The sequence below is a fragment of the Novosphingobium sp. BL-S-33 genome, from assembly GCF_056857025.1.
Genome location: NZ_CM166474.1, coordinates 3,504,038 through 3,530,362 on the forward strand (window position 1 = coordinate 3,504,038; position 26,325 = coordinate 3,530,362).

Consider the following 26,325-nt stretch of genomic DNA (forward strand, 5'->3'; position numbering starts at 1 on the left):
GCCCTGTCTCGCCCAGTCGCCTGAAAAAATCCACCCCGCAGCCGATCCGGACTGGCCAAGGCTGAAATCGTGCTAAGACAGAAGCATGGAGAGTCCACGACCGCAGCCGCCCTACCGTCTCGAAGATTACGGCTTCGCCTTCCTCGTCATCCTCGTTTCCATCGCCTTCGCATGGCTGCTCATGCCCTATTTCGGCGCCGTTCTGTGGGGCGTCGTGGCGGCAATCCTGTTCGAGCCGTTGACCCACCGTTTCTCGCAGAACATGGGCGGCCGGCCCAATACGGCGGCCGGGCTTATGCTGCTGATGCTGCTGGCGCTGTTCATCATTCCCGCCATCCTGCTGGGCATCAGCCTGGTGCAGGAAGTGACCGTCATTTACGACAAGGTCGCCTCCGGCCAGATCGACATCGGCCAGACCGTCGCCAAGCTGCGGTCATCGCTGCCGGATTCGGTGGAGGGACTGGTCGAACGCTACGGCCTTGCCGACTTCGAGTCGCTGCGCCGCCAGTTCGGCGCCGGGATCGCAACCGGGCTTCAGGGACTGGCCACGCAGCTGGTTTCGGCCGGGCAAGGCGCGCTCAGCTTCCTCGCGGCGCTGGGCGTGATGCTCTACCTCACCTTCTTCCTGCTGCGCGACGGCCGCCGCTACGGCGAACTGATCCGCGAGGCCATGCCCCTGCGCCCGCACCTGCGCGACCGGCTGATCGTGAATTTCATCGTCGTCGTGCGTGCGACGATGAAGGGCACCGTAGTCGTCGCCATCCTGCAAGGCCTTGTCGGCGGGATCATCTTCTCGCTGCTGGGCATCCCCGGCTCGCTCCTGTGGGGCGTGCTGATGGGTTTCTTCTCGCTGCTTCCCGCTGTCGGCACGGGCCTCGTCTGGGTGCCCATGTCGCTTTACCTGCTGGCCACCGGCCACATCTGGCACGGCGCGATCCTCGCCTTTTGCGGGATGTTCGTGATCGGCATGATCGACAACCTGCTGCGCCCGATCCTGGTAGGCCGCGACACGCGCCTGCCCGACTTCGTGGTCTTGATCGCGACGCTGGCAGGGCTTCAGGTGTTCGGGCTCAACGGCTTCATCGTCGGGCCGGTGATCGCCGCCCTGTTCATCTCGGTCTGGGGCCTGATGAGCGAGATGCGCAACAGCCGCGGCATGATCGATCCCCGCGCCATCGAACACGAAGACGCGAACATGACCGCCGACCAGCCACAGCCGGACGCGGAAACGGCAGCGCACCCGTCCTGAGGACGAACGCGCTGCCGTTTTGTAAACTGCTTACTTGTTGGCGAAAGGGTTCTTGGCGCTGCGCAAGTTGAGGCGGATCGGCACCGCGTCAAAGCCCAGTTCGCGGCGGATGCCGTTGATCAGGTAGCGTCGATAGCTCTCGGGCAGCAGGTCGAGGCGGGTACCGAACAGCACGAAGCCCGGCGGGCGGGTCTTGGCCTGCGTGATGTAGCGCAGCTTGATGCGCTTGCCGCCCGGCGCCGGCGGCGGATTGGCCGAAAGCGCATCGTCGAACCAGCGGTTGAGCGCGGCAGTCGGCACGCGCTTGCTCCAGGCTTCGCGAATCGAGAAACCGGCAGCGATCAGTTCGTCCAGACCCTTGCCGGTCCGCGCCGAAACCGCGAGCAGCGGCACTCCGCGCACCTGTGCCAGACCCTCGTCCAGCGCCCCGCGAATGCCGTTGAACAGGGCCGAGGCGCCTTCCGCCACGTCCCACTTGTTGATCGCGATAATCAGCGCGCGGCCTTCTTCCAGCACCTTGGAGGCGATGGTGAGATCCTGATGCTCCAGCCCGCGCGTGGCGTCGAGCAACAGCACCACGACTTCGGCAAAGTCGATCGCATGGCGCGCATCGGCCACGGCCATGCGCTCCAGCTTCTCGGTTACATTGGCGCGCTTGCGCATGCCTGCGGTGTCGATCAGGCTGACCTGCCGCACTTCCTGCGTCTTGGGATCGGTCCATTCCCAGTCCACCGTGATCGAATCGCGGGTAATTCCCGCTTCCGGCCCGGTGAGCAGGCGGTCCTCACCCAGAATGCGATTGATCAGTGTGGACTTGCCCGCATTCGGACGGCCGACGATGGCCAGCTTGAGCGGCCGGCGCAGCAGCGCTTCGTCGTCCACTTCCTCCGGGAACTCCGGCTCTTCGGGCTGAAGCGAATCGAGGTGCGGCAGCAGAGCCTCGAAGAGGTCGGCCATGCCGACGCCGTGCTCGGCCGAAAACGTGATCGGCTCGCCAAGGCCCAGCGAATAGGCTTCGAGCACGCCGCCCTCGCCCGCGCGGCCCTCGGCCTTGTTGGCCAGCAGCACCACCGGCACCGGCGAGGCGCGCAGCCACTGGCCGATCTCCTCGTCCAGCGGGGTGAGGCCCGCGCGCGCGTCGACCACGAACAGCGCCACATCGGCGGTTTCCAGCGCGGCTTCGGTCTGCTTGCGCATCCGGCCCGGCAGGGTTTCGGCCTCGTCGTCCTCCCAACCGGCAGTGTCGACGATCTGGAACTTGAGCCCCAGCAGTTCCGCATCGCCGAAGCGGCGGTCACGCGTGACGCCCGGCTGATCGTCGACAAGCGCGAGCTTTTTGCCGATGAGCCGATTGAACAGCGTGGACTTGCCGACGTTGGGTCGGCCGATGATGATCACCTGGGGAAGCATATAAGAACTCGATAAAGGATTCGCGCCGATAGGGGAATTCGGCGCAAATGGAAACGCCCCGCGTTCCGCTAATGCGAAGTCAGGCGTCAAGGCCGGGCGATTCCGCAAATCGCGGCAGATCGAAAAAAGGCAACCGGCAGTCGGGATCGGCACTTGAAGCGACGATCTTATGCGGATTCGCGGCCGAAATAGTTACCGCGCCGTTAACCACATTATTCAGGAAGCCCCTAACCCTCTCCGCCGAACATGGCAAACATGAAGGGTTACCGCAGATTCATCATCTTAGGCCTCGCTCTCGCGGCGGCAGCACCGGCGAGCGCGCGCTCGGCGATCGACGACGTCATGGCCGGGGCAGACGGCGGCGGGAGCGAGATCAAGGGTCCCGACTACCTCGAATGCGTGCCTTATGCGCGGCGGCTTTCGGGCATCCGGATCTTTGGCGACGCCCATACCTGGTGGGATCAGGCGCAAGGCCGCTATGCCACTGGCCACCGGCCTCGCGTCGGCGCGGTCATGGCGATTCCGGCCTATGCGAACTCGCACCTCGGCCATGTCGCGACCGTGAGCCGCATCGTCGATTCGCGGACGATTCTGATCAGTCACGCCAACTGGTCCCCCATCGAGGGACGGCGCGGTCAGGTAGAGGACAATGTCACCGCGCTTGATGTATCGCCGGACAATGACTGGAGCGAAGTGCGCATCTGGTACGCGCCGATCCACAACCTCGGCACCACGCACTGGCCGGTCGAGGGCTTCATCTACAATGCGAAGCCCGGAGCCGTGAAGGACCTGGGCCAGGCCCGGCTCGAATCGGTATCGGGCGAGGACGCGGCAACGCCCGCCCCCGCCAGTCCGCCGGAAACCGGCCTCAAACCCACGAAAAAGGGCCGCCGCAGCGACCCCATCGGCGCGATTATCGCCGGAACCTATCGTTGAGCGGGGATTGAGGAAAAACGGGCCGCGTCGTGGCGGCCCGATTTCCATTCAAGCCGCGATCAGAGCTTGGCGACAGGCGCGCCCTCGCCAAGGTCCTCGTACCAGGCTTCGACCGGGCCCGAGAGCTTGACGGTCAGCGGATTACCCTTGCGATCGAGGGTCTTGCCCGCCTGCACGCGCACCCAGCCTTCGGAAATGCAATATTCCTCGACATTGGTACGCACCACGCCCTTGAAGCGGATGCCGACGCCGCGTTGCAGCTTGTCGGCGTCGAAAAACGCGCTCTTCGAGTGGATGGCAAGGCGGTCGGGCGGCACGTCGGGGCCGACGTTGGTCTCTTCGGTCATGGCCCGCGATTTAATTCACCATGGCCGCTTGTCAATTCGATCCGACTCATCTAGAGGCGCGCTTCCGCATCGGACACAGTCCATTCGGCGGGCGCGTAGCTCAGTGGTAGAGCACACCCTTCACACGGGTGGGGTCGCAGGTTCAATCCCTGCCGCGCCCACCATCCTCTTCAGGATGGCACCTTTCTCTTTTCCCACCAAAGACTTGAATGCAGCATCGGACCCCAGTGGGTCCGCCGCGAAGACGCGTGCGCCCTCGCGGCGGATGCATGTTCACATGCGGCTGCCGACCAGCGTCGGGCGGAAACCCGTCTGCGCGGGCATCATGCGAAATCGATCCGCTTCCGCCGCCAGAGACGCCACTTCGGACGTCAGATTGCGCGCCGCTGCCGAAGTCTGCTCGACCATCGCCGCGTTCTGCTGAGTCGAATGGTCCATCGCGCCGACCGCCGCGTTGATTTCGCTGATGGCAGCGGCCTGCGCATCGTTGTCGGCCGCGATCAGCCCGGCAAGGCGCGTGACTTCCTCACCCGAGGCGGAAATCACCCCGAAAGCCGAATCGACCTTCTGGACGGCCTCCACCGCCACTTCGATATCGGTCTGGGTAACGCCAAGCTGGTCGCGGGCGCGCTTCGATTCTTCCTCGGCCCGCATCGCCAGTGCCGAAACGAGATCGGCGACGACCGCAAACCCGCGCCCCGCGTCGCCCGCACGGCCCGCCTCGACCGCCGCGTTCATCGCCAGAACGCGGGTCTGGAACGCGATCTTGTCGAGCCCCTCGATCACGGCGTCGATGCCCTTGGCGCTGTCGCTCACCCGGCTCATCGCCTCCACCGCTGCATCGGTGCGGGCACGCCCTTCGGACACCGCCGTCATCGCCTGACCGGACGTCGAGACCGAGAGCGCCGCTGCCTCGGCCGTGGCCTTGAGGCGATGGTCGATCTGCTGGATCGCCGCAGCCGTCTGTTCGAGGCTGGCCGCATTGGCCTCCGTCCGCCGCGCGAGATCCTCGGACGCCTGCGCGATCTCCCGCGAGCCGACGAGGCTGTTCTGCGTGCCGGACTTCACCGATCCCAGCAGCCCGCGAAGGCTGGCGAGCGCCTCGTTGAAGCTCTCCTTGAGCGCGGCATATTCGCCCGGATAGTTCTCGACGATATCCGCCGTCAGATCCCCCTCGGAAAGGCGGCGGAAATTGTCGGCCATGCCCTGCACGACCTGGGCATTGCGCTGCGCTTCCTCGCCCTTGACGATCTCGGCCTGCGCGGTCGCCCGGAACGTGAACATGGCCTGGGTCATGCGGCCCACGCAGTCGCGGTAGTCGGTGAACTGGATCGGACTTTCGAGGTCGCCGGCCGCCAGCCCCTCCATACGCACCACGGTGGCGACGTAAGGCCCGGCAATCGCCTCGCGATAGGCGTGGCTGAGCACTGCGGCGATCACGGCTACGCCAAGAACCGCCCAAACGGCCCGACCTCCCCCAAGGTCCATGCCAGCAAGTCCACTGGCGACCGTCAGTGCAACAAGACTTCCGAATGCAATCAATAATTTAAGACGAATAGGTGCATTAGCCCTAAACCATTCCATAGTATTTTCCCCATCCCGCCCGCTTGAGCCGGACCCGTTCCAGCTTTCGCGGGCTCCCAAGGGCGTTATAGATGGCCGATCAGGGCCTTTCGTTGCGACCAATTCTCAACAGCAATGTCGAAAGTACACCTTTCAGTATTTTAATGGTTCTTTTTTGATAAACGGCGTGGCCGGACTGAAGTCCCGGGCCCGGCCCTCAACTCTGCCGCCGACTTCGGCGCAAAGGTTGCGGCCCAATCTTGCGCCTGCGGGCGCGAGACGGCATAGCCCCGCCCCATGCACGATATCCGCCTGATCCGCGAGAATCCCGAAGGGTTCGACGCCGGCCTCGCCCGCCGTGGGGCCCTCCCCGTGGCCGCTGACATCCTCGCGCTCGACGAGCAGCGCCGCTCGGTCGCGACGCGCATGCAGGAAGGGCAGAATCGCCGCAACGAAGCGTCGAAGGCAATCGGCAAGGCCATGGGCCAGGGCGACAGCGCCACGGCCGAAGCGCTGAAGGCCGAAGTCGCCCAGCTCAAGGACACCCTCCCCGCGCTCGAAGCCGAGGAAAAGGAGCTTTCCGCCCGGCTTCACAATGCACTCGCGGGCCTGCCCAACATCCCCGTCGCCGAAGTGCCGGACGGCGAGGACGAGACGCAGAACGTCGAAGTCGCCAAGTGGGGCACGCCGGGCACGTTCGCGTTCGAGCCCAAGGAACATGCCGACCTCGGCCCGGCACTCGGCCTCGATTTCGAGACCGGCGCGAAGATTTCCGGCGCGCGCTTCACGTTTCTGAAGGGCCAGATGGCCCGCCTCCACCGCGCGCTCGCACAGTTCATGCTGGACACGCAGACCGCCACCAACGGCTACATGGAATGCATCGTGCCGCTGCTGGTGAAGGACGAGGCCGTGTTCGGCACCGGCCAGCTTCCCAAATTCTCGGAAGACCTGTTCAAGACGACGGACGGCCGCTGGCTGATCCCCACCGCCGAAGTCTCGCTGACCAATGCGGTGCAGGACGAGATCGTCGATCTGGACACCCTGCCGCTGCGCATGACCGCGCTCACCCCCTGCTTCCGCTCGGAAGCGGGCGCGGCGGGCCGCGACACGCGCGGGTTCATCCGCCAGCACCAGTTCGAAAAGGTGGAACTCGTCACCGTCTGCCAGCCCGATCAGTCGGAAGCCGAGCACGAGCGCATGGTCGCTGCCGCCGAATCGATCCTTCAGGCGCTGGAACTGCCCTATCGCAAGGTGCTGCTCTGCGCCGGCGACATGGGCGCCACCGCGAAGAAGACGTTCGACCTTGAAGTCTGGCTGCCGGGGCAGGCCGCTTACCGCGAGATCAGCTCGATCTCGAACTGCGGCGATTATCAGGCCCGCCGGATGAACGCGCGTTACAAGCCCGAAGGCTCGAAGAAGACCGAGTTCCTGCATACCCTCAACGGCTCAGGCCTCGCGGTTGGCCGCACGCTCGTCGCCGTGCTGGAGAACTATCAGCAGGAAGACGGCTCGGTACTGGTGCCAGAGGCGCTCAAGCCGTGGATGGGCGGGATCGAGAAGCTGGAGCCCTGCTTCTAAGGGGCTTCGACAAGCTCAGCCTGAGCGGGATTGAGAGGGGGTATCCTCCAATTTTACCCAGGCTGAGCCTCCCCTCCGCTCATCCTGAGCTTGTCAAAGGATGAATGGATCAGCGCTTCGCTTGGACCACCAGGCCTGCGCCACATTGCAAGAGAGACACCATGCGCATCCTGCTCACCAACGACGACGGCATCAACGCCCCCGGCCTCTATGTGCTGGAGAAGATCGCCGCGCAGCTTTCGGACGACATCTGGATCTGCGCGCCGAGCGAGGAACAGTCCGGCGCCGGCCACTCGCTGACGCTGACCCGTCCGGTGCGCATGCGCGAGCACGCACCCAAGCGCTTCTCGGTGACGGGAACTCCCACCGATTCGGTGACCATGGGCATCAAGAAGGCCATGCCCGGCCCGCCCGACCTGATCCTCTCCGGCGTCAATCGCGGCGCCAACCTCGGCGACGATGTGACCTACTCCGGCACTGTCTCGGCGGCGATGGAAGGCGCGCTGGCGGGCATCCGCTCGATCGCGCTGAGCCAGGTCTATTCGGGCGAAGGGCACGGCAACAACGTCAGCTTCTCGGCCGCCGAGGCATGGGGCGCGAAAGTCCTGAAGCCGCTGCTCGACGCGCCGTTCGCGCCGCGCACGCTGATCAACGTGAACTTCCCGCCGCTCGCCGCCGAGGACGTGAAGGGCATCCGCGTCGTCCGTCAGGGCTTCCATGACTATGCGCGCGGTTCGGTCGTCGAAGGCATGGATCCGCGCGGGTTCCCGTATTACTGGTTCGGCCTCCACGGCATCGAGCATACGCTGGGCCACAACAGCGACCTGGAAGCCATTGCCGAAGGCTACATTTCGGTAACGCCGCTCCAGCTCGACCTTACCCACGACGCCTCGCTGGCGCAGATCGCGAGCCGCTACACGGCATGATACGCCGCGCGTTTCCCCTGTTTGCGGCGCTGGCGTTGGCCGGTTCGCCTGCCTTCGCCTCGACCAAGGCGGAGACGGTGCACGTCGTCGCGCCGGGGGAAACGCTGAACGGCATCGCCAACCGCGCCGGGGTTTCGGCGAGCGCCATCGTCAAGGCCAACGGGCTCAAGCAGCCCTACACGGTCAAGGCCGGCCAGAAGCTGACGATCCCGCGCGGGAACACGGGCCCGACAGCCCCCAAAAAAACCATACCCGTCGAGCCCGTCCCCGGGCCGACCGCAGCCGCCTCCAACCGGACCGCCGCGAAAGCGCAAGTCGTGGCTCGCAACGCCGCCGCCGCCTCGGCCCAGACCGAGGAAATCCATGTCGTCGAGCCGGGCGAGACGCTCGGCGGCATTGCCGAGCGCGCCAAAGTCGCGCGCGTGCTGATCATCGAAGCGAACAGCCTCCAGCCACCCTACGCCGTGAGGACCGGACAGAACCTCAGGATTCCGCGCACGCGGCGCCATACGGTCAAGTCCGGCGAGACCGGCTTTTCGATCGCGTACCAATATGCGGTGCCGTGGGAACAGGTCGCGCTCGCCAACGGCCTCGATCCGCAGAAGCCGGTCAAAGTCGGCCAGTCGCTGCTGATCCCGACGCTGGTCGAGACGAAGGCGCCGGCACCCGTGACGCCTCCGGCCAAGGCTTCGGTCACGGCGGCTGAATCGACCGAAAAGGCCCCGCCGCGCGCGTCTAGCCGCTTCCTCTGGCCTGTCGCCGGAAAGCTCGGCCGCCGCTTTGCCTCGGGCGCCGATCCGCACGACGGCATCGACATCAAGGCCCCCGCAGGCACCATGGTCCGCGCCGCCGCTGCCGGTACCGTGAAGTTCGCCGGCAGCGAGAAGCAGCAGTTCGGCAATCTCGTCGTGCTCGATCATGGCGGCGGATGGTTCACCGCCTATGGCTTCCTCAGCCGCGTCACCGTCAAGGATGGCGCCAAGGTCGCGGCCGGGGAGCGCGTGGGCCTTGTCGGCAATACGGGCCTGGCCAAGGGCGACGAACTGCACTTCGAAGTGCGCCGGGACGGCAAGCCCGTCGATCCGCTGGACGAGTTGCCCAAGGCCCCCTAACCTGCCGGGGCATGTCGAAAAGACGCCCCGTTCGTGCGGTTTTCAGGCCGCTGCGTCGTTCGCTGGCGGTTCCGGTCTGGGCCGATGCCGCGCTGCGACTGGGCGCGGCGTTCCTGCTGATCTTCATCGTCATCATGGTCCACTGGGCCGACCGGACCGGACTGAACGACGCGCACGACGGGCAGGTCAGTTTCCTCGACGTCGTCTACTTCACGATGATCTCGATCACGACGACTGGCTTTGGAGACATCGCGCCGGTCAGCGACCGCGCACGGCTGATCGAGGCCGTGCTGGTCACGCCGATCCGCCTTGCGGTGATCACCATTTTCGTCGGCACGGCCTACAACTTCTTCATCAAGCGCAGCTGGGAGACTTGGCGCATGAAGCAGATCCAGGAGCGGCTTGAGGGCCACATCGTCGTGCTCGGCTTCGGCGTCAGCGGCTCGGAAGCGGTGAAGGAACTGGTCGAACGCGGTACTGACCCGGCGCGCATCGTCGTCGTCGATCCGGCGCAGGCGCGGCTCTCCCTTGCGGAGGGATTGGGTTGCAACGTCCTGCAAGGCGATGCCACGCGGGACGAGATCCAGAACGCCGTCCGCGTGGGCACGGCCAGCACCGTGCTGGTTTCGGCGGGACGGGACGACACCTCGGTTTTGATCGTGCTCACCACGCGCCATCTTGCGCCCGATGTGCCGATCACCGTGGTGATCCGCGCCGATGACAACGAATTGCTCGCGCGGCAGGCCGGTGCCAACAATGTCATCAACCCGGTGCGTTTCACCGGCCTCTTGCTGGCGGGTTCGGCCGAGGGGCAGCACGTGGCGGAATATCTGTCGGACCTCGCCTCGGTGGCGGGGCGCGTGCAACTGGTCGAGCGCCCGGTCCTGCCCAGCGAAGTCGGCGGGCCACTGGACCGGCTTGCCAGCGGCGGGCGCGGCCTCAGGATCTATCGCGAAAACCGCACGATCGGCTTCTGGGAAGACGAGGCCAAAGTGCTGCGATCCGGCGACGTAGTGGTCGAGATTACGCCCACCACGCCTTTGGACGATCATTCGTCAGGGCATTGGTCAGGCTAGCGCCCAGAACACCAGCCCCATCGCCAGATAGGCAACCAGCCAGAACGCGCAATCGACCACGCGCTTCAGCGGCTCGGTCGATTGCCTCAGATGCGTCAGCCAGACCGCCGGAATAACGAAGAAAATGGCAATGCCGCCGCTCTGCATGAAATAGAGCCAGGGCTTGGCCGCCAGCGTGGCCTCGCCGAGGCGAGCGAAATTGTGGCCGAGCATGATCGACGCCAGCAGCATGACCAACCCGACGACGCCGTAATTGGCCGTACGCTTCGAATTGCCCGGGAAGAGTTGCCGCCCCGTGCGGAACAGCGGCCCATGCCACACCAGCCCCACCGCAATCGCGAGCGCGGCCGCAAGGAACACTGCCAGCCAGTTCACCGGACCCATTGCAATCCCTTTCCGTTCATTCGGCCGCATCCGGCCATTCGAGCCGGGCTGCGACACCTTCGCCGCCATCGATCCAGTCACAGGCAAATAGGGCGACCGCGTCACGCACGTCGCCCGGCGCACCCTGCGATCATAGGGGTAGTGGCACGGAGGAACTCTCGCAAGCGGCGCGCGCAAGTGCGCGCAGCCTATCGTCGCCGCGCGACGGGCCTCCGGAAACCACCCGCGAATCCGAGACAGCGCGCTGGAACAGGAAATGGCTCCGCATGCGGAACGGGCCTCTTCCGGACGCCGTTTTCGATCAGATCGGCCAGCGTCCCAATGGATCACGATCCGGGCGGCCGAAAGCGGCCGGGCGGTTGCGATTTCCATGACTTGCATGGCACCCGCCGTCACCCGGCACGGCAATCATCGATCCAGTGCAGCGGAGCCGACTCGCCCGGAATCCATTCAATTCGTGACTCTCGGCCACAATCGGAGTATCGGGCCCGCCATCCCTATGGCTATTGAAATCCCCACCCCGCCCAAGGTCGGCATGGTCAGCCTCGGCTGCCCCAAGGCGCTTGTCGACTCCGAACGCATCCTCACCCGCCTGCGCGCCGATGGCTATACGATGAGCCCGGACTACGCCGGCGCCGATGTCGTGCTCGTCAACACTTGCGGTTTTCTCGACTCCGCGAAGGAAGAGAGCCTGGCCGCAATCGGTGAAGCCATTGCCGAAAACGGCCGCGTGATCGTCACCGGCTGCATGGGCAATGAGGCCGACGTGATCCGCGCCCGCTTCCCGGACGTGCTCGCCGTCACCGGCGCACACCAGTACGAAGCCGTGGTCGAGGCCGTTCACGACGCCGCCCCGCCCGAGATTTCGCCCTACGTCGACCTGATCCCGCAGATCTACGACGAAGCCGGCGTGAAGCTGACGCCGCGCCACTACAGCTATCTGAAGATCTCGGAAGGCTGCAACCACGCGTGCTCGTTCTGCATCATTCCGTCTCTGCGCGGAAAGCTGGCAAGCCGCCGCATCGACGCCGTTCTGCGCGAAGCGGAAAAACTGGTGCAGGCCGGAACGCGCGAACTGCTGGTCATCAGCCAGGACACGTCGGCCTATGGCGTCGACGTGCGGCACGAGACGCGCATGTGGAAGGACCATGAAGTCCGCACCCACATGACCGACCTCGCGCGCGAGCTGGGTCAGTTGAAGGATGCGCAAGGCCGCGCGCCTTGGGTGCGCATGCACTACGTCTACCCCTATCCGCATGTCGACGCGGTGATCCCGCTGATGGCGGAGGGTCTGCTGACGCCCTATCTGGACATTCCGTTCCAGCATGCCGCGCCGTCGGTGCTGAAGTCGATGAAGCGTCCGGCGAACGAGGCCAAGGTGCTCGAACGCCTGCACAAGTGGCGCGAAATCTGCCCGGATATCGCGATCCGCTCCAGCTTCGTGGTCGGCTTCCCCGGCGAGACCGAGGAAGACTTCCAGTACCTGTTGGACTGGCTGGACGAAGCGCAGCTCGACCGCGTCGGCGCCTTCCGTTTCGAACCTGTCGAGGGTGCTTCAGCCAACAACCTGCCGAATCCGGTGCCGGAAGAGGTCAAGGAAGAGCGCTATGCGCGGATCATGGAAAAGACCGCCGCGATCAGCGCCGCCAAGCTTCAGGCCAAAGTCGGCCGCGTGATCCCGGTGATCATCGACGAAGTGGGCGAGCCGGACGAAGATGGCGAAATCGGTGCAACCGCCCGCTCGCAGGCCGACGCACCCGAGATCGACGGCAATGTCTTCCTGCGCAACGTGGGCGATCTGCAAGTTGGTGATATCGTTGACGTTCTTGTCGAAGACGCGGACGAGCACGACCTCTACGGGGCATTGACTCAAGGCTGACCGCGATCGGATCTGCACCTTCGAGTTGCAAGTCTTGCAATCAAAGGCGATTTTTTCGCGTTTGCGAAGAATCGGTCCGACAAGCATATGGAGCGGGCCTTTCAGGCATCCTCTCCCAAAAACTTTCCAAAGGGGCTGGTCTTCGGACCGGCCCTTCTTTTTTGCCTGCTTTGCACGGGAGCATCATGTGATGGGGCCGGGACCGTTTGCGTGCGCGGCATCAGGCGCGCTCTCCTCGGACCGCCCTCTTCCTGTTTCCGTCGCCCCCGCGAAGGCGGGGGCCCCGCTTTCTTGCAACCTCGCATTCCACTCTAAGGAAGCGGGATCCCCGCCTTCGCGAGGATGACGATGAGATCCATGAAGATCACAGCTAGCCCCCCGCCGGTTTAACGGCTCGAAACCCAGCCTTGCTCGCCAACTTAGCGCAAAGCCTGCCAACTCCGGCAAAGGTCATCCCGAACACCGTTCAAATGCATTACAAACAAATCTGAACAACGCATTTCCACGCGTTCATCCATCAGCAAAGTTGCACTCCTTGCAACCATGCTCCAGTTTTTCGCGTTTGCGGAGAATCGGCCCGGCGAGCATATGGAGGAGGCCTTTCAGGCATCCTCTCCCAAAACTTCCCAAGGGGCTGGTCTTCGGACCGGCCCTTCTTTTTTGCCGCCAGCCCGTCCGGAGCATGGCGAGGCTTTTGCACGTCCCGTGGACGCCCCTCGCCCTACCGCATCGGAATGGCTCTCCGGCATTATGCGGCCTCACAAATGCGCGAAAATGCAAATGCGTCAAACCAGACCGACGGAGTTCCGCCACTTCGCCCAGGCGATTGGTTGCATAAATCGCAACCAAGGCCGATTTTTTCGCATTTGCAGCAAAACATGTCTGCGAGCATAAGGAACTGGCCTTTCAGGCATCCTCTCCCAAAACTTCTACGGGCTGGTCTTCGGATCGGCCCTTTCTTTTTGCGCAGCTTCCGCGCAATCCCGGCATTGAATTCGCGGGCGTTGCATTTAAGCGTCGCGTCATGAACCGCACCGTCCTTGCCCGCCTGCTTGCCGCCGGCGCACTCATCCTGTCCCCCAACATCGCCGCCGCGCAGGCCGCACCGCCCACAGGCGCGAGCACAGCCAGCACCGCGCTCACGCCCGCGCAGGAACAGGCCATCGACGCCGCCGTCGCCAAGGCGCTGGCGCAGAGCGGTGTACCTTCGGCGCAAGTCGCCATCGCGCGCGGCGGCCAGATCGTGCTGGCCAAAGCCTGGGGCAAGGCAGCGGACGGCATGCCCGCCCGCCTCGACCAGCCCTACCAGATCGCGTCCAACTCCAAGCAGTTCCTCGGCGCGCTGATCCTCAAGCTGCGCGATCAGGGCAAGCTCTCGCTTGACGACAAGGTTTCGAAGTACCTGACCGGCGTGTCCGGCGGGGACGAAATCACCATCCGCCAGTTGCTGTCGCACACGTCCGGCCTGCGCGACTTCTGGCCGCAGGACTATGACTTCGTCGACATGCACACCCCGGTGAAGCCGGAGGAAATCGTCCGGCGCTGGGCCACTGCACCGCTCGACTACAAGCCCGGCACGCGCTGGCAATATTCGAACACCGGCTATGTCGTCGCCGGGCTGATTGCCGAGAAGGCGGGCGGTGCACCGCTGTGGACGCTGTTCGAGCGGGAGCTGTTCCAGCCGCTCGGCCTCCATCCGCTGAAGCTGGACGACACCAACAAGCCCGGCTTCCCGCAGGGCTATCACCGTTATGCGCTGGGCCCGGTCGTGCCGGCCTCGCCGCCTGCCTCGGGCTGGCTCTGGGCCGCCGGTGAAATCTCGATGACCGCCTCCGATCTGGCGCGCTGGGACATTGCCCGCCTACATCGCACGCTGCTGCCCGCCGCCGACTGGGAGGAACAGGAAGCCCCGATCATCCTCGCGGATGGAACCAACTCCGCTTACGGGCTCGGCGTGTTCACCCGCACCGCAGACGGTCGCCGAATCATCAACCACGGGGGCGAATCGACCGGTTTCCTCTCGCAGGCCACGATGTACCCCGACAGCGACGTCGCCATCGTCGTCCTCACCAATGCGGACTTCGGCTCGGTGACGGGCACGCTCACCTCGGCGATTGCGGATATCGTCATGCCGCGCGACCTGCCGCTCGACAGCGGCGAAGCGGCGCGCACGGCGGATGCCCGTGCGCAACTGGAAGCGTTGGTGGCGGGCAAGTTCGATCCGGCCGGCTTCACCGCCCATGCTCGCGATTATTTCTCGGCCGCCGTGCGCAAGGACTATCGCGAAAGCCTGACCCCGCTCGGCCCGCTCACCGCTTTCGAGCCCGCCGGCAAGCCGAAGCTGCGCGGCGGTTTCGTCAACCGCACTTTCACCGCCACCTTCGGCAAGCGCAAGCTCGCGGTCTCGACTTACGCCGAGCCCGGCGCGAATGGCGCGTGGGAGCAGTTCATCGTCATGCCTTCAGAAGATTGACGGTACGAGCACCGTCGGGCTGAAGATTGACGCGCCACGGGTGGCGGTGTCCGTTCGGGTCGGCTAGCCAAAGCGCATGGTCGATTCGTCGCGTATCTACACCGCCGCCCTCGTCGTCATCGGTGACGAGATCCTCTCCGGTCGCACACACGACAGGAACATCGCGCAAGTAGCCACCTGGCTGCAGGTGCAGGGCATCCGCCTCAAGGAAGTGCGCGTGGTGGCAGACGATACCGCCGCCATCGTCGAGGCCGTGAACCTGCTGCGCGCGCGTAACGACTATCTGTTCACCACCGGCGGCATCGGCCCGACGCACGACGACATCACCGTGGACGCCATTGCCGAAGCACTCGGCGTGCCGGTGATCGTCCATCCCGAGGCACGGGCGATTCTCGAAACCTATTACGAGACGCGCGGCAGCCTTACCGAAGCGCGCCTGCGCATGGCCCGCACGCCCGAAGGCGCCAGCCTGATCCCCAACCGCTACACCGGCGCGCCGGGCATCCGGTACGAGAACGTCTTCATCATGGCCGGCGTGCCCAGCATCACCGCTGGCATGCTCGACGCCCTGACCGGCACTCTGGAAGGCGGCGCGCCGCTTCTTTCTGAAACGATCGGCTGCTGGGTGGGCGAAAGCGAAGTGGCCGACTTGCTGCGCGAGACCGAGAAGGCTTTCGAAAGCTGCCAGATCGGCTCCTACCCGTTCTGGGGCGAAGGCCGCACCGGCGCCAATTTCGTGATCCGATCGGTCAATGCCGAAGAGCTGGCGGCCTGCGCCCATGCCCTGATCGACGGCCTGACCGCGCTCGGCAAGGCGGCAGTCCCGGGTGGGATCTAAGCTTATTCCGCTCGCGTCGATCTTCCTTGCCGGTTCGGCCCCGCAACAAGCCGAGTTCGAGCAACTGCTTGCCCGTAACGACAGCGCCACGGCCGCGCTGGGCGAATGGTGCGCCGCGCATCACAGCGCCGATGCGCCGCTCGTGACTGCACAGCCGGTGAAGGGGGAGGACTCCGCCCTTCCCTCCGACGCCCGCGCCCTATTGGAGGTCTCGGACCACGAAACGCTGGGCTATCGCCACGTCCGCCTGACCTGCGACGGGGTGACGCTGTCCGAAGCGCACAACTGGTTCGTGCCCGCGCGCCTGACCGATGCCATGAATGCCACGCTGGCCTCCACCGACACGCCTTTCGGCAAAGTGGTCGCCCCGCTGCACTTCACGCGCGAGCGGCTCGAAGCACGCCACGGTCGGCTCGAAGGCTGCCCGCCCGGCACGTTCCTCACGCACCGGGCGTTGCTGCGCCTGCCCGACGGGAAGCCGATCAGCCTCGTCGTCGAATGCTACCAGCGCGAGGCGCTGGAGCCATAACCGCGTTCGATCAAGCCGCGACCGTCTCGGTACCGGCGATCGAAGTGCGGTGCATCATGCGGCCGGTCGACTTGTCGTAGGGGATCGCCCGGTGCATCGCGCCGGTGTTGTCCCAGATCACGAAGTCGCCCTTGGTCCACTTGTGCCGCAGCGAGAACGCCGGCTGCGCCGCCCATTCCTGCAAGCGGATCAGCATGGCGCGGCCTGCCGGGACTTCCAGGCCGACCACGTGATCTGCGGTCGTGCCGATCACCAGCGACTTGCGGCCCGATTCGTGGGTCCAGACCAGCGGATGCTCCTTGATCAGACCGATGCCAAGCACGCGCTCACGGTGCTTTTCCGGGATCGCATCGGCAATCGGCGAGAGGCTGGCGCGCACCGAGTGCACGGCCTTCATCCCCTCAAGCTCGCTCTTCTCCTCGTCCGACAGGCCCTCGTAAGCGGCGTAAGTGCTGGCAAACTCGGTCTCACCGCCCTTGTCCGGCGCGATCCGGCAGGACAGCAAGGTGGCGAACGGCGGCGGCATGTCCACGGTGATACCGTCCATGTGCCAGAAGAACGTGCCGAGCACGTATTCCGGCTGCGGATTGATCTTCTCGTCCAGCGTGACCTGATAGACGTCCGCATCGTTGGCCTGGACGTTGTTGCGCGCGGTGAGGCGCACCTTTTCACCCATCAGGTTGGTGATTTCGAGCTGCTCGGCATCGGTGAGGTTCAGTTCGGGGAAGACCACGACGGTCCGTTCTTCCACCTTGGCGCGAATCGCCTTGGCCGCCTCGGGCGTGAAGATGTCCGCACGGTCATCCCAGACCACGCGTGAGCCGATATGTTCCTTGATGTCTTCAAAGCGGATAGCCATCTGGCCGCCTCTCCCGTATTGGTTATGCTGAACATGTGTACAGCGTGACGCCACCCCGCGCAACCGTGTAGCGACGGCAGCGCTGGGGCGACGATTTACGGCATGTCATTCAACGCTCTTCGTCGAACAGGATATGTCGCTCGTCGGGCGCAAGTGCCGCATTGTCGTATGCTTTCTAAGAGTGGCGCCCATAAAACAGGGAGCTTCTCTTCACATGCCCAGACGTGCTCTTATCCGCGTCGCCCCGGCCCTCGCGGCCATGGCTTTCGCGCTGACTTTCCCGGCAATCGCCTCCGCGCAATCGGCGCCTACCCCAACCGCATCTGCGAAAACCGCCCCCGCCAAGCCGGCCCGGGTCGTCGCCAGCGATGCCGAGACGATGAAGCTGATCCAGCTCGAAGCGGCCTTCACCCCCGAGTCCGCCTCGCAGATGGGCCTTCCTGAATTCGACGGCAAGATCACCGACCTTTCGCTCGATGCCGACGATCGCCTCGTCGCCGCCTATCAAGCGCGTCTGGCCGACATCAAGAGCCGGATCGCCACCGAACAGCAGCCCGAAGTGCGTCAGGATCTGCAGATCCTTGCCGCCTACATCCAGCGCCAGATCGACGGCATCAAGACCCATGATCGCCTGCAGATGAACTGGATCGACCTGCCGCAGGCAATCGCCTCGGGCTTCGGCGACCTGCTGTCCGACCAGACCCCGCCCGAGCGCCGCGCCAAGGCCGCCGAGCGCCTGCGCCGCTATGTCGGCAGCGAGCCGGGCACCAAGCCGGCCGTCGAACTCGCCAAGGCGCAGTTCCTCGCCAGCCGTGAAGGCCATCTCGGCCCCTATCGCCGCGACGTGGAGCAGGCGATCGGCAATGTCCCGACCTATATCCAGGGCATCCACGCACTCTTCGCGAAGTACGGCATCAAGGGCGCCGATGCCGATCTTGCCAAGCTCGACAAGCAACTGACCGACTATGCCAAGTGGGCGCAGACCACGGTCCTCCCCGCCGCCCGCGCCGACTATCGCCTGCCCGAGGAAGTCTACGCGCTGAACCTCCAGCAGGTCGGCATTGATATCGACCCGCGCCAGCTGATCGACCGTGCCGCGCGAGGCTACTACGTGACCCGCGCGCAAATGCAGGCGCTGGCCCCGGTGGTCGCAGCCAAGTTCGGCTACAAGGCCACCGACTACCCCTCGGTGATCCGCGAGCTGAAGAAGAACGTGATCCCCGCCGATCAGGTCGAGGCGCGGTACCGCAAGGTCAATGCCGATCTGGAGGCCATTGTCCGCCGCGAGGACATCCTCACGCTGCCGCAGACCCAGCTACGCATGCGCCTCGCCACCCCTGCCGAGGCCGCCGCCGTGGCTGCCCCGCACATGACCGCGCCGCGCCTCATTGGCAATACCGGCGAGCAAGGCGAATTCATCCTCACCACCGGCAATTCGCAAAAGGCCGAGGATGCCTATGACGACTTCGGCTACGATGCCGCCACCTGGACCCTGAGCGCCCACGAAGCGCGCCCGGGCCACGAGTTGCAGTTCGGGGCCATGGTCGACCACGGCGTCTCGCTCGCCCGCGCGCTCTATGCCTTCAACAGCGTGAACGCAGAAGGCTGGGCACTCTATGCAGAGGGCGAGATGCTGCCCTACGAGCCGGTCGAGGGGCAGCTCATCGCATTGCAGGCCCGCCTCCAGCGTCAGGCCCGCGCCATGCTCGATCCGATGCTCAACCTCGGCATGATCGATCTCGACAGTGCGCGGCGGGTACTGAGGGATGAAGTGGTGCTGTCCAAGGGCATGACCGATCAGGAGCTGGACCGCTACACCTTCCGCATGCCGGGACAGGCAGGCTCATACTATTACGGCTTCGAGCAACTCGCCCAGCTACGCGTGAAGACCGAGAAGGCGCTGGGCCCGGCGTTCAACCGCAAGGCCTATCACGACTTCATTCTCTCGCAGGGCCTCCTGCCGCTCTCGATCCTTGCCGAGACTGTCGAGCGCGACTTCATCCCCGCGCAGAAAGCCGCGGCGGCCGCCTCGAAGTAGGCCCCGCGACTTCCCTCGTCATTGCGCGGGCCGCAGGGCCCGCGGCCTGCGCGGGCTCATGCGAACCGCCCCGGCAGGCTGCCCCTTCGGGGGCGCAATGGTGTGGAGGGATCGCAAGGTGACAGTCCGGTTGACACAGTTGACACGGTACTGAACCGAAACGCGGCCCCCGGTCTGGAGCCGGCGTCCGTGGCATAAATCCGACGATTTCAAAGAACTCTGCTGCCGACCAAGATGACAGAACAAAGCCCTGTAGGAAAATTCGCCCCGATCAGATCCCGGCCGCCATGCCGCCCGTGACGCGCAGGGTCTCTCCGGTGACGAAGCGGGCGCGCGGCGACGAGAGGAACAGCATGGCCTCGACGATATCCGCCTCTTCGCCGAAGGCGTCGAGATACTGCATCGCCTTCACCCGCACCTTGGTCGCTTCGGGCAGTTCGTTGCGGATCGTGTCGGTCAGGATCAGGCCGGGCGAGATCGCGTTCACGCGGATACCCTCGGGCGCGAGTTCGCGGGCGAAAGTGATCGTCAATCCGGCAACCGCCAGCTTGGAGGTACCATAGGCCGTCCCGCCCATATGGGCAGCGGACGAGGAGATGTTGACGATATTCGCGCCGGCTCGGCCTGCCATGTAGGGCTTCGCCGCCAGCGTAGCGATAACGGTGCCCATGACGTTGACGTCGAACAGGCGCCGCACCTTGGCCGCCCCCATCGCCGCGATCGGCTGGCTGTATTCGTCGCTGTGAAGGCCCGCATTGTTGATGAGGAGGTCGATCCCGCCGTGCCCCGCCGCAGCCTCGGCCATGATCGCCGCCATGCGCGCTTCGTCGGTCACATCGCCTGCATAGCCGGTGGCGCTGCCGCCCGCCGCACGAATCGCTGCTGCCGCCGCTTCGGCTTCCGCGCCGTCGCGGTCTACCAGCACCGCATGGGCGCCCTGGGCGGCCAGCGCCTCACCGAAAGACTTGCCGAAACCGCGACCGCCCCCGGTCACCACCGCGACGGAGCCCGCTCTCTCTCCAGTTGATGCGATCGTTCCGTTCATCCTTGCTCTCCATCGCGCTGCTTTGGCGGAAGATCTAAGGGTGAAAGGCGGTCAGCACCAAACGCGGGCACGATGCCTGATCGCTGCTGCCCCGGCGAGCAGGCATCAGTTCCCGGTGCTGCCGGACGTCTTGCGGATGAACTCCGCCACATTGTCGTGCAGTTCATGCAGCGACGGCAGGTGGGCATAGACCATGTGGCCGGATTCGTAGTGGCGGTACTCCACATTCGCCTGAAGCGCGGGTGGCACCGGCAAGTGCTGCATCTCGAACACGCCTTCGTAATAGGGCGTCGAGACATCGAAATAGCCGCCGTTGACCATGACCTTCATGGTCGGATTCTGCTTCATCGCGATCGCCAGATCGGGCAGGACATTGGGCAGCGCGATCAGCGGCTTGCCCGCGCCGGGGGGCTGGTGGCGATAGTCCCAGCTGCCGTAGATGCTGATTCCCGGCTTGAACTGCTTGTCGGCGCCCTCGCCGGTGCCGTAATGCAGCGTGCCGCGCACGTACTGGTTGAACGCCGCGATATAGGCGCCTTCCAGCGCCGCGCTCTGCGGATCGTAGTCGGCCACTTTGCTCAGCGGATCCAGCGTCGCCCCGGCAAAGCGCGTGTCCAGCGTGCCGGTGGTCAGGCCCTGATCGGCCAGCAGCTCCTTCTGGAAGGCGCCGTATTCGATCCTGAGGTTGGTCTTCAGCAGATAGTCCACCGGCAGCCCGGTATAGGCCGCGAGTTGGGTGGCGATGCGGTGACGCTCGGCATCGGGCAGCGCATTGCCCTTCATCAGTGCCTGCGCATAATCGCCCGTCGCGAAAGCCTCTACCTGGGCAAGCAACGTCTTGAGATCGGCCGGCCGGTCGGCCAGCTTGTTGTGATACCACGCGGTCGCCGCATAAGTGGGCAGCGCGACGATATAGGGCAGGTCCACCGTGGGATTGGTCTGCGGATCGTCCGGCATCAGATCCCAGTTCAGGATGTCCGACAGCAGGATCACGCCATTGAGGTCGATCGACTTGTTCTGCAAGGCCAGCGTCATGCCGGCCGCGCGCATCGTGCCGTAGCTTTCGCCGAACAGGTACTTGGGCGAATTCCAGCGCCCGTACTTGTTCAGGAACTGCTCCACGAACTGCGCAAAGGCATCGATGTCCTGATCGACGCCGTAGAAGGCCTTGGCCTTGTCCTTCCCCGCGATGCGGCTGAAGCCGGTGCCCGGTGCGTCGATGAAGACCAGATCGCTGGCGTCGAGCAGGCTCGCGTCGTTGTTAACGATGCTGTAGGGCGCCGGCGCGGTATGAGCATTGTCGGCCGTTTGCACGCGCACCGGGCCGAAGGCGCCCATGTGCAGCCAGACGCTCGACGAGCCCGGACCGCCATTGAACAGGAACGTGATCGGGCGATCCGGCGAACGCACGCCGTCCTTGAAATAGGCGACGTAGAACATCGAGGCTTCGGCCTTGCCCGCCTTCGCGTCGTCGTCGTCATCGGAGGCCTTGGCGTCAAGCGCGTCGGTGTCTTCCCAGCCCTTGACATGCGCTACCAGCGTTCCCGCCACCGCGTGATAGGCGATGCGCGAGCCGCCGACGTTGACCGATCCGGTGGACTGCACCGCTTCCGGCTGAAACAGCGCGACCGGCTTGTCCGCATCGCCCGACGGCGCATTCACCGGCGCATCCGCCTTGGGCGCGGGCGGCGCGGCCAGCGCGGCGGACGCGGCCAGCAGGCAAGCGAAGGGAACGGCGGCCAGGGCAGGCTTCATCTATCGACTTTCGGGAAAGGGCGACCACGATCGGAAGCGGCCAAGTTACGGGGCCGCCTTCGCAAAGCAAGCCTTTCGGCGGGTTAAATTGACGGCTTTGGCGGACAAACGAAAAGGGCCGGAGGTTTCCCTCCGGCCCTTCAATCCGTTTCGCGGTTCCTGAAAAATCAGGCGCCGGCGATCTCGGTCGTGTCGATCTTGAGGCCGGGGCCCATCGACGACGAAAGCGAGATCTTGCGAACGTACTTGCCCTTCGAGCCCGAGGGCTTGGCCTTGACGATCGCATCGACGAACGCGCTGAAGTTGGTCAGCAGGTCGGCGTCCGAGAACGACATCTTGCCGATGCCGGCGTGGATGATGCCCTGCTTCTCAACGCGGAACTCGATCTGGCCGCCCTTGGCGTCCTTCACGGCCTGCGTCACGTTCGGGGTAACCGTGCCGAGCTTCGGGTTCGGCATCAGGCCCTTCGGACCCAGCAGCTTACCGAGACGGCCGACGACGCCCATCATGTCCGGGGTGGCAATGACGCGGTCGTAGTCGAGGTTGCCGGCCTGCATGTCGTCCATGAGGTCTTCCGCACCAACCTTGTCGGCGCCGGCGGCGAGAGCTTCCGCAGCCTTGTCGCCCTTGGCGAACACGGCAACGCGAACGGTCTTGCCGGTGCCGGCCGGAAGCGAAACCATGCCGCGAACCATCTGGTCGGCGTGACGCGGGTCAACGCCCAGGTTCATCGCGACTTCGACGGTTTCGTCGAACTTGGTCGTCTTCAGGTCGCGCAGGGTCTGCAGCGCTTCAGCGACGGGGTAGTGCTTGAGGTTGTCGCCGAGCTTTTCGGTCAGCGACTTCTGCTTCTTGGTCACCTTGGCCATGGAATCAGCCCTCCACCACTTCGAGGCCCATCGCGCGGGCCGAACCTTCGATGATCTTGGTGGCGGCTTCAATGTCGTTGGCATTGAGGTCAGCCATCTTGACCTGAGCGATTTCGGCAAGCTGCGAGCGCTTGACGGTACCGGCGCTGATCTTGCCCGGCTCCTTCGAGCCCGACTTCAGATTCACGGCCTTCTTGATGAGGAAGGTCGCCGGGGGCGTCTTGGTGACGAACGTGAAGCTGCGATCCGCATACACCGTGATGATGGTGGGGATCGGCATGCCCTTTTCGAGCTCCTGCGTGGCGGCATTGAACGCCTTGCAGAATTCCATGATGTTCACGCCGCGCTGACCCAGCGCAGGGCCGATCGGCGGGGACGGCGTGGCGCTGCCGGCCTTGACCTGCAGCTTGATGTAACCTTCGATCTTCTTGGCCATGTGGCCACTCCTTCACACTTTCGCAGCCGCTTGGCGGATGCTCATGTTTAGCGGTTTTACGGACGCTGGCGCATCCTCCCGCAGGGAATCGCACCGGAACGGATCCGGTCCGAAGGGCGCGCCCCTAAACGAAATCGGAAAGAAAGGAAAGGGCCGAGTTCAGGCCCCGCCCATATCGGCCGACGCGCCGGACGGACCTGCCACCCGCCGCTTTGCCCGCTGATCTGCCCGCCGCTGCCATACCGCGCGGATCGCGTGGCGGGCCGGGCCCTCGATATAGCGGAACGAGACGTCCGCAGCCAGCAGTACCAACGCCGAGTAGAGCAGGGTCGCCACAATCCAGGTGGTGCCGTCTCCGGGAATATGCCCGAAGCGTTGCTCACCCAGCATCAATATCGGCCAGTGCACGAGGTAGATCGCATAGGACCGATCGCCCAGCCAGCGCATCGGCGCCGAACCCATGATCTTCAGCCGCAATGCCAGCAGCAACAGCGCCGGCCACGCCAGCAGGCTCAGCGGCAGCAGCGAACTCATCCGGCCCATGTCGAGCGAGATGCCGATCGCCATGAGGCACAGCAGCAGCATCGTCGGCGCATGGCGCAGCCGCGCCCGCGCATGCCAGAGCACCTGGCCAAGGAAGAAGCCGAGCAATCCGCGCGGCAGGCCATCCCCGACCCAGGGGCCGCCCGCCCTGCCCTGCACCGCGAAATGCAGCAGGGCGCCCAGGATCGCCAGTACCGTCACCCGCTGCAATGTGCGCCGACCGCCCACCGCGCCGAGCGCGAACAGCACATAACAGGCGCATTCGACCGAGATCGACCAGCTCGGTCCGTCGAAACTGTGCCCAACCCAGCCAACGAAGCCCTGCAACATGAATAGGTGCGCCATCAAGGCGAGCGGGGTGTTGCCGGGATCGTCCAGAAACACCACGCCGCAGACCAGCAGCATGACAAGGTGCAGCGGGTAGAGCCGCGCCGCGCGCGCCACCGCGAAGCTCTCCAGCGTGCCGCGCCGAAGTACATAGCCCTGCCCCGGCGAACGCTCGATCAGATAGACATGCGCGAAGATGTAGCCAGAGATCAGGAAGAACAGGTCCACCAGCGTCCAGCCCCAGTGCTGGAACCAGCGCAGCAGCCCCGGCAGCGCCGCATTCACATCCGGCGCGAACAGCGATTGCGGGTGGTAGAGCAGCGCGACTCCGCACGCGGCAAGCCCGCGCAACCCATCGAGACGCGTCAAGCGTCCGCCCGGCCCCGTCGCCTCGCCTTTCAAGGTCGCGAAAATCCCCATCGCCCGGATCCTTAGCAGGGTCAGGGTTAAGAGGCTGATAATTGCGGCTTCACGTCGCGCCCGCCGCTCGCCATATCGGCCGGACCATGGAAAATACCGAACTCGACCAGTTGATCTGGAACGCTCTCACCGGCGAACAGGCGCGTTTTGCACTCGGGAGCGGCAATGCCCGCCGCTTCCATCCCGATATCGGCCCACTGGCGGCCGTGCGCGACCATTCGCCCGAAAGTCTTGCCGACTTCGCCGCGCTCTGCCGCGAACATGGGCCGCTCGCGCTGATGCAACCCGGCGAATCGGTGCCCGTGCCCGGCATCGATCTCGTGAAGTCCGCCAAAGGCGTGCAGATGATCTTCGCCGGGGACGCAGCGGCGCGGGATGCCATCGACGCGGCGGTACAGGACCCGCGTATCGTCACGCTGGAGGCGCCGGACCATCCCGAGATGCTGGAATTGGCCACGCTGACCGAGCCGGGCCCCTTCGGCACGCGGACCGGCGAACTGGGCGAGTTCTGGGGCGTGAAGGAGGACGGCCGCCTGCTCGCCATGGCCGGCCAGCGCACCCGCACCGGATCCTATATCGAAGTCAGCGCCGTCTGCGCCCATCCCGACGCGCGGGGCCGCGGGCTGGCCGCGCTGCTCTCCCGCCGGGTCGCCGCCGCGATTCTCGGCGCCAGCCGCACGCCGATCCTGCATTCCTATGCCGACAATGCCGCCGCGCTGGCGCTTTATCACAAGCTCGGCTTCGTCGAGCGCGCGCGGGTGAGCCTGACGATCTACGCTCCTGCTGCCTGAAACGAAAAAGAGGCGCTTTCCACATGGGAAAGCGCCTCTTTTCGATCCAGCAGCCCCGCACGAAGCGAGGCGACGCGGATTACTTGCTGAGTTCGACGTGCTCGAAATCGAGTTCGACCGGCGTCGCGCGGCCGAAGATCGAGACCGAAACCTTGACGCGATTCTTGTCGAAATCGAGTTCCTCGACAATGCCGTTGAAGGTCGCGAACGGACCGTCCAGCACCTTGACCGAATCGCCGATCTCGTAATCGATGCTGACCGTCTTGCGCGGGGCAGCGGCAGCGGCTTCGGCAGCGCCGAAGTAGCGCGCGGCCTCGCTCTCGCTGATCGCCTGCGGCTTGCCGCTGGATCCCAGGAAGCCGGTGACCTTCGGGGTGTTCTTGACGAGGTGATAGACGTCGTCGTTCAGCGTCAGCTTGGCGAGCACGTAACCGGGCATGGTCTTGCGCTCGACCTGGACTTTCTTGCCGCGCTTGACCTCGGTGATGGTCTCGTGCGGAACCTGCACGTCCTCAACGAGCTGCGACAGCCCCATACGCTCGGCTTCGCCGAGGATGGATTCCTTCACCTTGTTCTCGAAGCCGGAATAGGCGTGGATGATGTACCAGCGGGCCATGGTTCTCTCTCGTTGTCTGGTTTCAGCCGATCAGCGACAGGAGCGAGCTGACGATCCAGCCGAACAGTGCGTCGATGCCCAGGAAGAACACTGCCAGCAGCAGCGTCATCAGGCCGACGAAGATCGCGGTCGTCACCGTTTCCTGGCGCGACGGCCAGTGAATCTTGGAGGCTTCGCTGCGCACCTGGCGGAAGAATTCGCCCGGAGTGGTCTTGGCCATGTCAGTCGTACTCGCATCTCTGCCTGGTGCCCGGGATGGAAGCCCGGGCGGGAAAATGTCTCGCCGCTTCCGGCTAGGGGCCATCGCCGCCCCGGCCGGGGCCGGG

General features: G+C 65.0%; 24 protein-coding genes and 1 tRNA gene. 13 read left to right on the forward strand and 12 right to left on the reverse strand.

Annotation, left to right across the window (positions count from 1 at the left end; genetic code table 11):
• Nucleotides 1-85: 85 nt before the first annotated feature.
• Nucleotides 86-1,249 (forward strand): AI-2E family transporter, encoded by a 1,164-nt coding sequence (locus tag AC1VVM_RS16185; protein WP_132386650.1) that lies wholly within the window; start codon nucleotides 86-88, stop codon nucleotides 1,247-1,249.
• 30 nt (nucleotides 1,250-1,279) lie between these two features.
• Here the strand turns inward: AC1VVM_RS16185 and der are convergent, their stop codons facing one another.
• Entirely contained in the window at nucleotides 1,280-2,659 is a 1,380-nt protein-coding gene (gene der, locus AC1VVM_RS16190; RefSeq protein ID WP_132386652.1) for a ribosome biogenesis GTPase Der, read from the reverse strand.
• Between the two features lie 255 nt (nucleotides 2,660-2,914).
• Between der and AC1VVM_RS16195 the strand changes: the two genes are divergently transcribed.
• On the forward strand, nucleotides 2,915-3,595 hold the full coding sequence (locus AC1VVM_RS16195) for a CHAP domain-containing protein (RefSeq protein ID WP_482955508.1): 681 nt from the start codon (nucleotides 2,915-2,917) through the stop codon (nucleotides 3,593-3,595).
• A gap of 59 nt (nucleotides 3,596-3,654) precedes the next feature.
• Here the strand turns inward: AC1VVM_RS16195 and AC1VVM_RS16200 are convergent, their stop codons facing one another.
• The gene (locus AC1VVM_RS16200) at nucleotides 3,655-3,942 is read right to left on the reverse strand and encodes a DUF3297 family protein (protein WP_132386656.1); all 288 of its coding nucleotides are present in this window, start codon (nucleotides 3,940-3,942) and stop codon (nucleotides 3,655-3,657) included.
• 89 nt (nucleotides 3,943-4,031) lie between these two features.
• Between AC1VVM_RS16200 and AC1VVM_RS16205 the strand changes: the two genes are divergently transcribed.
• Nucleotides 4,032-4,106 (forward strand) — tRNA-Val (locus AC1VVM_RS16205).
• A 109-nt stretch (nucleotides 4,107-4,215) separates the two neighbouring features.
• Here the strand turns inward: AC1VVM_RS16205 and AC1VVM_RS16210 are convergent.
• The gene (locus tag AC1VVM_RS16210) at nucleotides 4,216-5,430 is read right to left on the reverse strand and encodes a methyl-accepting chemotaxis protein (protein ID WP_482904641.1); all 1,215 of its coding nucleotides are present in this window, start codon (nucleotides 5,428-5,430) and stop codon (nucleotides 4,216-4,218) included.
• A 372-nt stretch (nucleotides 5,431-5,802) separates the two neighbouring features.
• On the opposite strand from AC1VVM_RS16210, the gene serS reads away from it, so the two are divergent.
• The 4 genes from serS to AC1VVM_RS16230 all read left to right on the forward strand — a co-directional run bounded on the left by serS (nucleotide 5,803) and on the right by AC1VVM_RS16230 (nucleotide 10,197).
• The gene (serS, locus tag AC1VVM_RS16215; protein WP_482904642.1) at nucleotides 5,803-7,083 is read left to right on the forward strand and encodes a serine--tRNA ligase; all 1,281 of its coding nucleotides are present in this window, start codon (nucleotides 5,803-5,805) and stop codon (nucleotides 7,081-7,083) included.
• Nucleotides 7,084-7,244: 161 nt separating this feature from the next.
• Nucleotides 7,245-8,009 carry a 5'/3'-nucleotidase SurE gene (gene surE, locus AC1VVM_RS16220; RefSeq protein WP_132386662.1) on the forward strand — a complete coding sequence of 255 codons (765 nt, stop codon included), beginning with the start codon at nucleotides 7,245-7,247 and terminating at the stop codon, nucleotides 8,007-8,009.
• Nucleotides 8,006-9,121: a LysM peptidoglycan-binding domain-containing protein gene (locus AC1VVM_RS16225; RefSeq protein ID WP_482904643.1), complete on the forward strand. Its 1,116-nt coding sequence runs from the start codon at nucleotides 8,006-8,008 to the stop codon at nucleotides 9,119-9,121. Before surE ends, AC1VVM_RS16225 begins: the two co-directional genes overlap by 4 nt.
• Before the next feature lie 11 nt (nucleotides 9,122-9,132).
• Nucleotides 9,133-10,197 (forward strand): potassium channel family protein, encoded by a 1,065-nt coding sequence (locus AC1VVM_RS16230; RefSeq protein ID WP_482955509.1) that lies wholly within the window; start codon nucleotides 9,133-9,135, stop codon nucleotides 10,195-10,197.
• Here AC1VVM_RS16230 and AC1VVM_RS16235 read toward each other — a convergent pair.
• Nucleotides 10,189-10,581, reverse strand: a complete 393-nt coding sequence (locus AC1VVM_RS16235; RefSeq protein ID WP_482904645.1) for a DUF1761 domain-containing protein — start codon at nucleotides 10,579-10,581, stop codon at nucleotides 10,189-10,191. The two genes, AC1VVM_RS16230 and AC1VVM_RS16235, sit on opposite strands and share 9 nt — an antisense overlap.
• 499 nt (nucleotides 10,582-11,080) lie before the next feature.
• Between AC1VVM_RS16235 and rimO the strand changes: the two genes are divergently transcribed.
• The 4 genes from rimO to AC1VVM_RS16255 all read left to right on the forward strand — a co-directional run bounded on the left by rimO (nucleotide 11,081) and on the right by AC1VVM_RS16255 (nucleotide 16,300).
• Nucleotides 11,081-12,460, forward strand: a complete 1,380-nt coding sequence (gene rimO / locus AC1VVM_RS16240) for a 30S ribosomal protein S12 methylthiotransferase RimO (RefSeq protein ID WP_132386669.1) — start codon at nucleotides 11,081-11,083, stop codon at nucleotides 12,458-12,460.
• Between the two features lie 1,024 nt (nucleotides 12,461-13,484).
• Nucleotides 13,485-14,933, forward strand: a complete 1,449-nt coding sequence (locus AC1VVM_RS16245; RefSeq protein ID WP_482955510.1) for a serine hydrolase domain-containing protein — start codon at nucleotides 13,485-13,487, stop codon at nucleotides 14,931-14,933.
• A 76-nt stretch (nucleotides 14,934-15,009) separates the two neighbouring features.
• On the forward strand, nucleotides 15,010-15,771 hold the full coding sequence (locus AC1VVM_RS16250; RefSeq protein WP_132386673.1) for a competence/damage-inducible protein A: 762 nt from the start codon (nucleotides 15,010-15,012) through the stop codon (nucleotides 15,769-15,771).
• Nucleotides 15,761-16,300 carry a hypothetical protein gene (locus AC1VVM_RS16255; RefSeq protein ID WP_482904648.1) on the forward strand — a complete coding sequence of 180 codons (540 nt, stop codon included), beginning with the start codon at nucleotides 15,761-15,763 and terminating at the stop codon, nucleotides 16,298-16,300. The genes AC1VVM_RS16250 and AC1VVM_RS16255 overlap by 11 nt, the downstream gene beginning before the upstream one ends.
• 10 nt (nucleotides 16,301-16,310) lie before the next feature.
• On the opposite strand, the gene AC1VVM_RS16260 is transcribed toward AC1VVM_RS16255, so the two are convergent.
• On the reverse strand, nucleotides 16,311-17,159 hold the full coding sequence (locus AC1VVM_RS16260) for a TauD/TfdA dioxygenase family protein (RefSeq protein WP_482904649.1): 849 nt from the start codon (nucleotides 17,157-17,159) through the stop codon (nucleotides 16,311-16,313).
• A 214-nt stretch (nucleotides 17,160-17,373) separates the two neighbouring features.
• On the opposite strand from AC1VVM_RS16260, the gene AC1VVM_RS16265 reads away from it, so the two are divergent.
• The gene (locus AC1VVM_RS16265) at nucleotides 17,374-19,197 is read left to right on the forward strand and encodes a DUF885 domain-containing protein (protein WP_482955511.1); all 1,824 of its coding nucleotides are present in this window, start codon (nucleotides 17,374-17,376) and stop codon (nucleotides 19,195-19,197) included.
• Between the two features lie 271 nt (nucleotides 19,198-19,468).
• Here AC1VVM_RS16265 and AC1VVM_RS16270 read toward each other — a convergent pair whose 3' ends face one another.
• From AC1VVM_RS16270 to AC1VVM_RS16290, 5 genes are all read right to left on the reverse strand, one after another.
• A complete protein-coding gene (locus AC1VVM_RS16270; RefSeq protein WP_482904651.1) occupies nucleotides 19,469-20,242 on the reverse strand; it encodes an SDR family NAD(P)-dependent oxidoreductase in 774 nt (257 codons plus the stop codon).
• A 105-nt stretch (nucleotides 20,243-20,347) separates the two neighbouring features.
• On the reverse strand, nucleotides 20,348-21,997 hold the full coding sequence (locus AC1VVM_RS16275; RefSeq protein ID WP_482955512.1) for a S10 family peptidase: 1,650 nt from the start codon (nucleotides 21,995-21,997) through the stop codon (nucleotides 20,348-20,350).
• A gap of 167 nt (nucleotides 21,998-22,164) precedes the next feature.
• Entirely contained in the window at nucleotides 22,165-22,866 is a 702-nt protein-coding gene (gene rplA, locus AC1VVM_RS16280) for a 50S ribosomal protein L1 (RefSeq protein ID WP_132386685.1), read from the reverse strand.
• 4 nt (nucleotides 22,867-22,870) lie between these two features.
• Nucleotides 22,871-23,302, reverse strand: a complete 432-nt coding sequence (rplK, locus tag AC1VVM_RS16285) for a 50S ribosomal protein L11 (protein ID WP_132386687.1) — start codon at nucleotides 23,300-23,302, stop codon at nucleotides 22,871-22,873.
• 159 nt (nucleotides 23,303-23,461) lie between these two features.
• On the reverse strand, nucleotides 23,462-24,592 hold the full coding sequence (locus AC1VVM_RS16290; protein ID WP_482955513.1) for an acyltransferase family protein: 1,131 nt from the start codon (nucleotides 24,590-24,592) through the stop codon (nucleotides 23,462-23,464).
• 41 nt (nucleotides 24,593-24,633) lie between these two features.
• Between AC1VVM_RS16290 and AC1VVM_RS16295 the strand changes: the two genes are divergently transcribed.
• Complete coding sequence (locus AC1VVM_RS16295; RefSeq protein ID WP_482904654.1) at nucleotides 24,634-25,383, forward strand: GNAT family N-acetyltransferase; 750 nt, start codon at nucleotides 24,634-24,636, stop codon at nucleotides 25,381-25,383.
• Nucleotides 25,384-25,462: 79 nt separating this feature from the next.
• Here AC1VVM_RS16295 and nusG read toward each other — a convergent pair whose 3' ends face one another.
• Both nusG and secE read right to left on the reverse strand, forming a co-directional pair.
• The gene (gene nusG, locus AC1VVM_RS16300) at nucleotides 25,463-25,999 is read right to left on the reverse strand and encodes a transcription termination/antitermination protein NusG (protein WP_132386691.1); all 537 of its coding nucleotides are present in this window, start codon (nucleotides 25,997-25,999) and stop codon (nucleotides 25,463-25,465) included.
• Between the two features lie 22 nt (nucleotides 26,000-26,021).
• A complete protein-coding gene (gene secE, locus AC1VVM_RS16305) occupies nucleotides 26,022-26,219 on the reverse strand; it encodes a preprotein translocase subunit SecE (protein WP_132386693.1) in 198 nt (65 codons plus the stop codon).
• Between the last annotated feature and the right edge of the window lie 106 nt (nucleotides 26,220-26,325).

Coding starts and splice junctions, on each gene's coding strand:
- AC1VVM_RS16260 (WP_482904649.1), bottom strand. CDS start 17,159: ATGGCTATCCGCTTTGAAGACATCAAGGAACATATCGGCTCACGCGTG.
- AC1VVM_RS16245 (WP_482955510.1), top strand. CDS start 13,485: ATGAACCGCACCGTCCTTGCCCGCCTGCTTGCCGCCGGCGCACTCATC.
- secE (WP_132386693.1), bottom strand. CDS start 26,219: ATGGCCAAGACCACTCCGGGCGAATTCTTCCGCCAGGTGCGCAGCGAA.
- AC1VVM_RS16250 (WP_132386673.1), top strand. CDS start 15,010: ATGGTCGATTCGTCGCGTATCTACACCGCCGCCCTCGTCGTCATCGGT.
- AC1VVM_RS16200 (WP_132386656.1), bottom strand. CDS start 3,942: ATGACCGAAGAGACCAACGTCGGCCCCGACGTGCCGCCCGACCGCCTT.
- AC1VVM_RS16290 (WP_482955513.1), bottom strand. CDS start 24,592: ATGGGGATTTTCGCGACCTTGAAAGGCGAGGCGACGGGGCCGGGCGGA.
- AC1VVM_RS16210 (WP_482904641.1), bottom strand. CDS start 5,430: ATGGACCTTGGGGGAGGTCGGGCCGTTTGGGCGGTTCTTGGCGTAGCC.
- AC1VVM_RS16195 (WP_482955508.1), top strand. CDS start 2,915: ATGAAGGGTTACCGCAGATTCATCATCTTAGGCCTCGCTCTCGCGGCG.
- AC1VVM_RS16270 (WP_482904651.1), bottom strand. CDS start 20,242: ATGAACGGAACGATCGCATCAACTGGAGAGAGAGCGGGCTCCGTCGCG.
- rimO (WP_132386669.1), top strand. CDS start 11,081: ATGGCTATTGAAATCCCCACCCCGCCCAAGGTCGGCATGGTCAGCCTC.
- nusG (WP_132386691.1), bottom strand. CDS start 25,999: ATGGCCCGCTGGTACATCATCCACGCCTATTCCGGCTTCGAGAACAAG.
- serS (WP_482904642.1), top strand. CDS start 5,803: ATGCACGATATCCGCCTGATCCGCGAGAATCCCGAAGGGTTCGACGCC.
- AC1VVM_RS16230 (WP_482955509.1), top strand. CDS start 9,133: ATGTCGAAAAGACGCCCCGTTCGTGCGGTTTTCAGGCCGCTGCGTCGT.
- AC1VVM_RS16235 (WP_482904645.1), bottom strand. CDS start 10,581: ATGGGTCCGGTGAACTGGCTGGCAGTGTTCCTTGCGGCCGCGCTCGCG.
- rplA (WP_132386685.1), bottom strand. CDS start 22,866: ATGGCCAAGGTGACCAAGAAGCAGAAGTCGCTGACCGAAAAGCTCGGC.
- AC1VVM_RS16225 (WP_482904643.1), top strand. CDS start 8,006: ATGATACGCCGCGCGTTTCCCCTGTTTGCGGCGCTGGCGTTGGCCGGT.
- AC1VVM_RS16185 (WP_132386650.1), top strand. CDS start 86: ATGGAGAGTCCACGACCGCAGCCGCCCTACCGTCTCGAAGATTACGGC.
- rplK (WP_132386687.1), bottom strand. CDS start 23,302: ATGGCCAAGAAGATCGAAGGTTACATCAAGCTGCAGGTCAAGGCCGGC.
- AC1VVM_RS16265 (WP_482955511.1), top strand. CDS start 17,374: ATGCCCAGACGTGCTCTTATCCGCGTCGCCCCGGCCCTCGCGGCCATG.
- surE (WP_132386662.1), top strand. CDS start 7,245: ATGCGCATCCTGCTCACCAACGACGACGGCATCAACGCCCCCGGCCTC.
- der (WP_132386652.1), bottom strand. CDS start 2,659: ATGCTTCCCCAGGTGATCATCATCGGCCGACCCAACGTCGGCAAGTCC.
- AC1VVM_RS16275 (WP_482955512.1), bottom strand. CDS start 21,997: ATGAAGCCTGCCCTGGCCGCCGTTCCCTTCGCTTGCCTGCTGGCCGCG.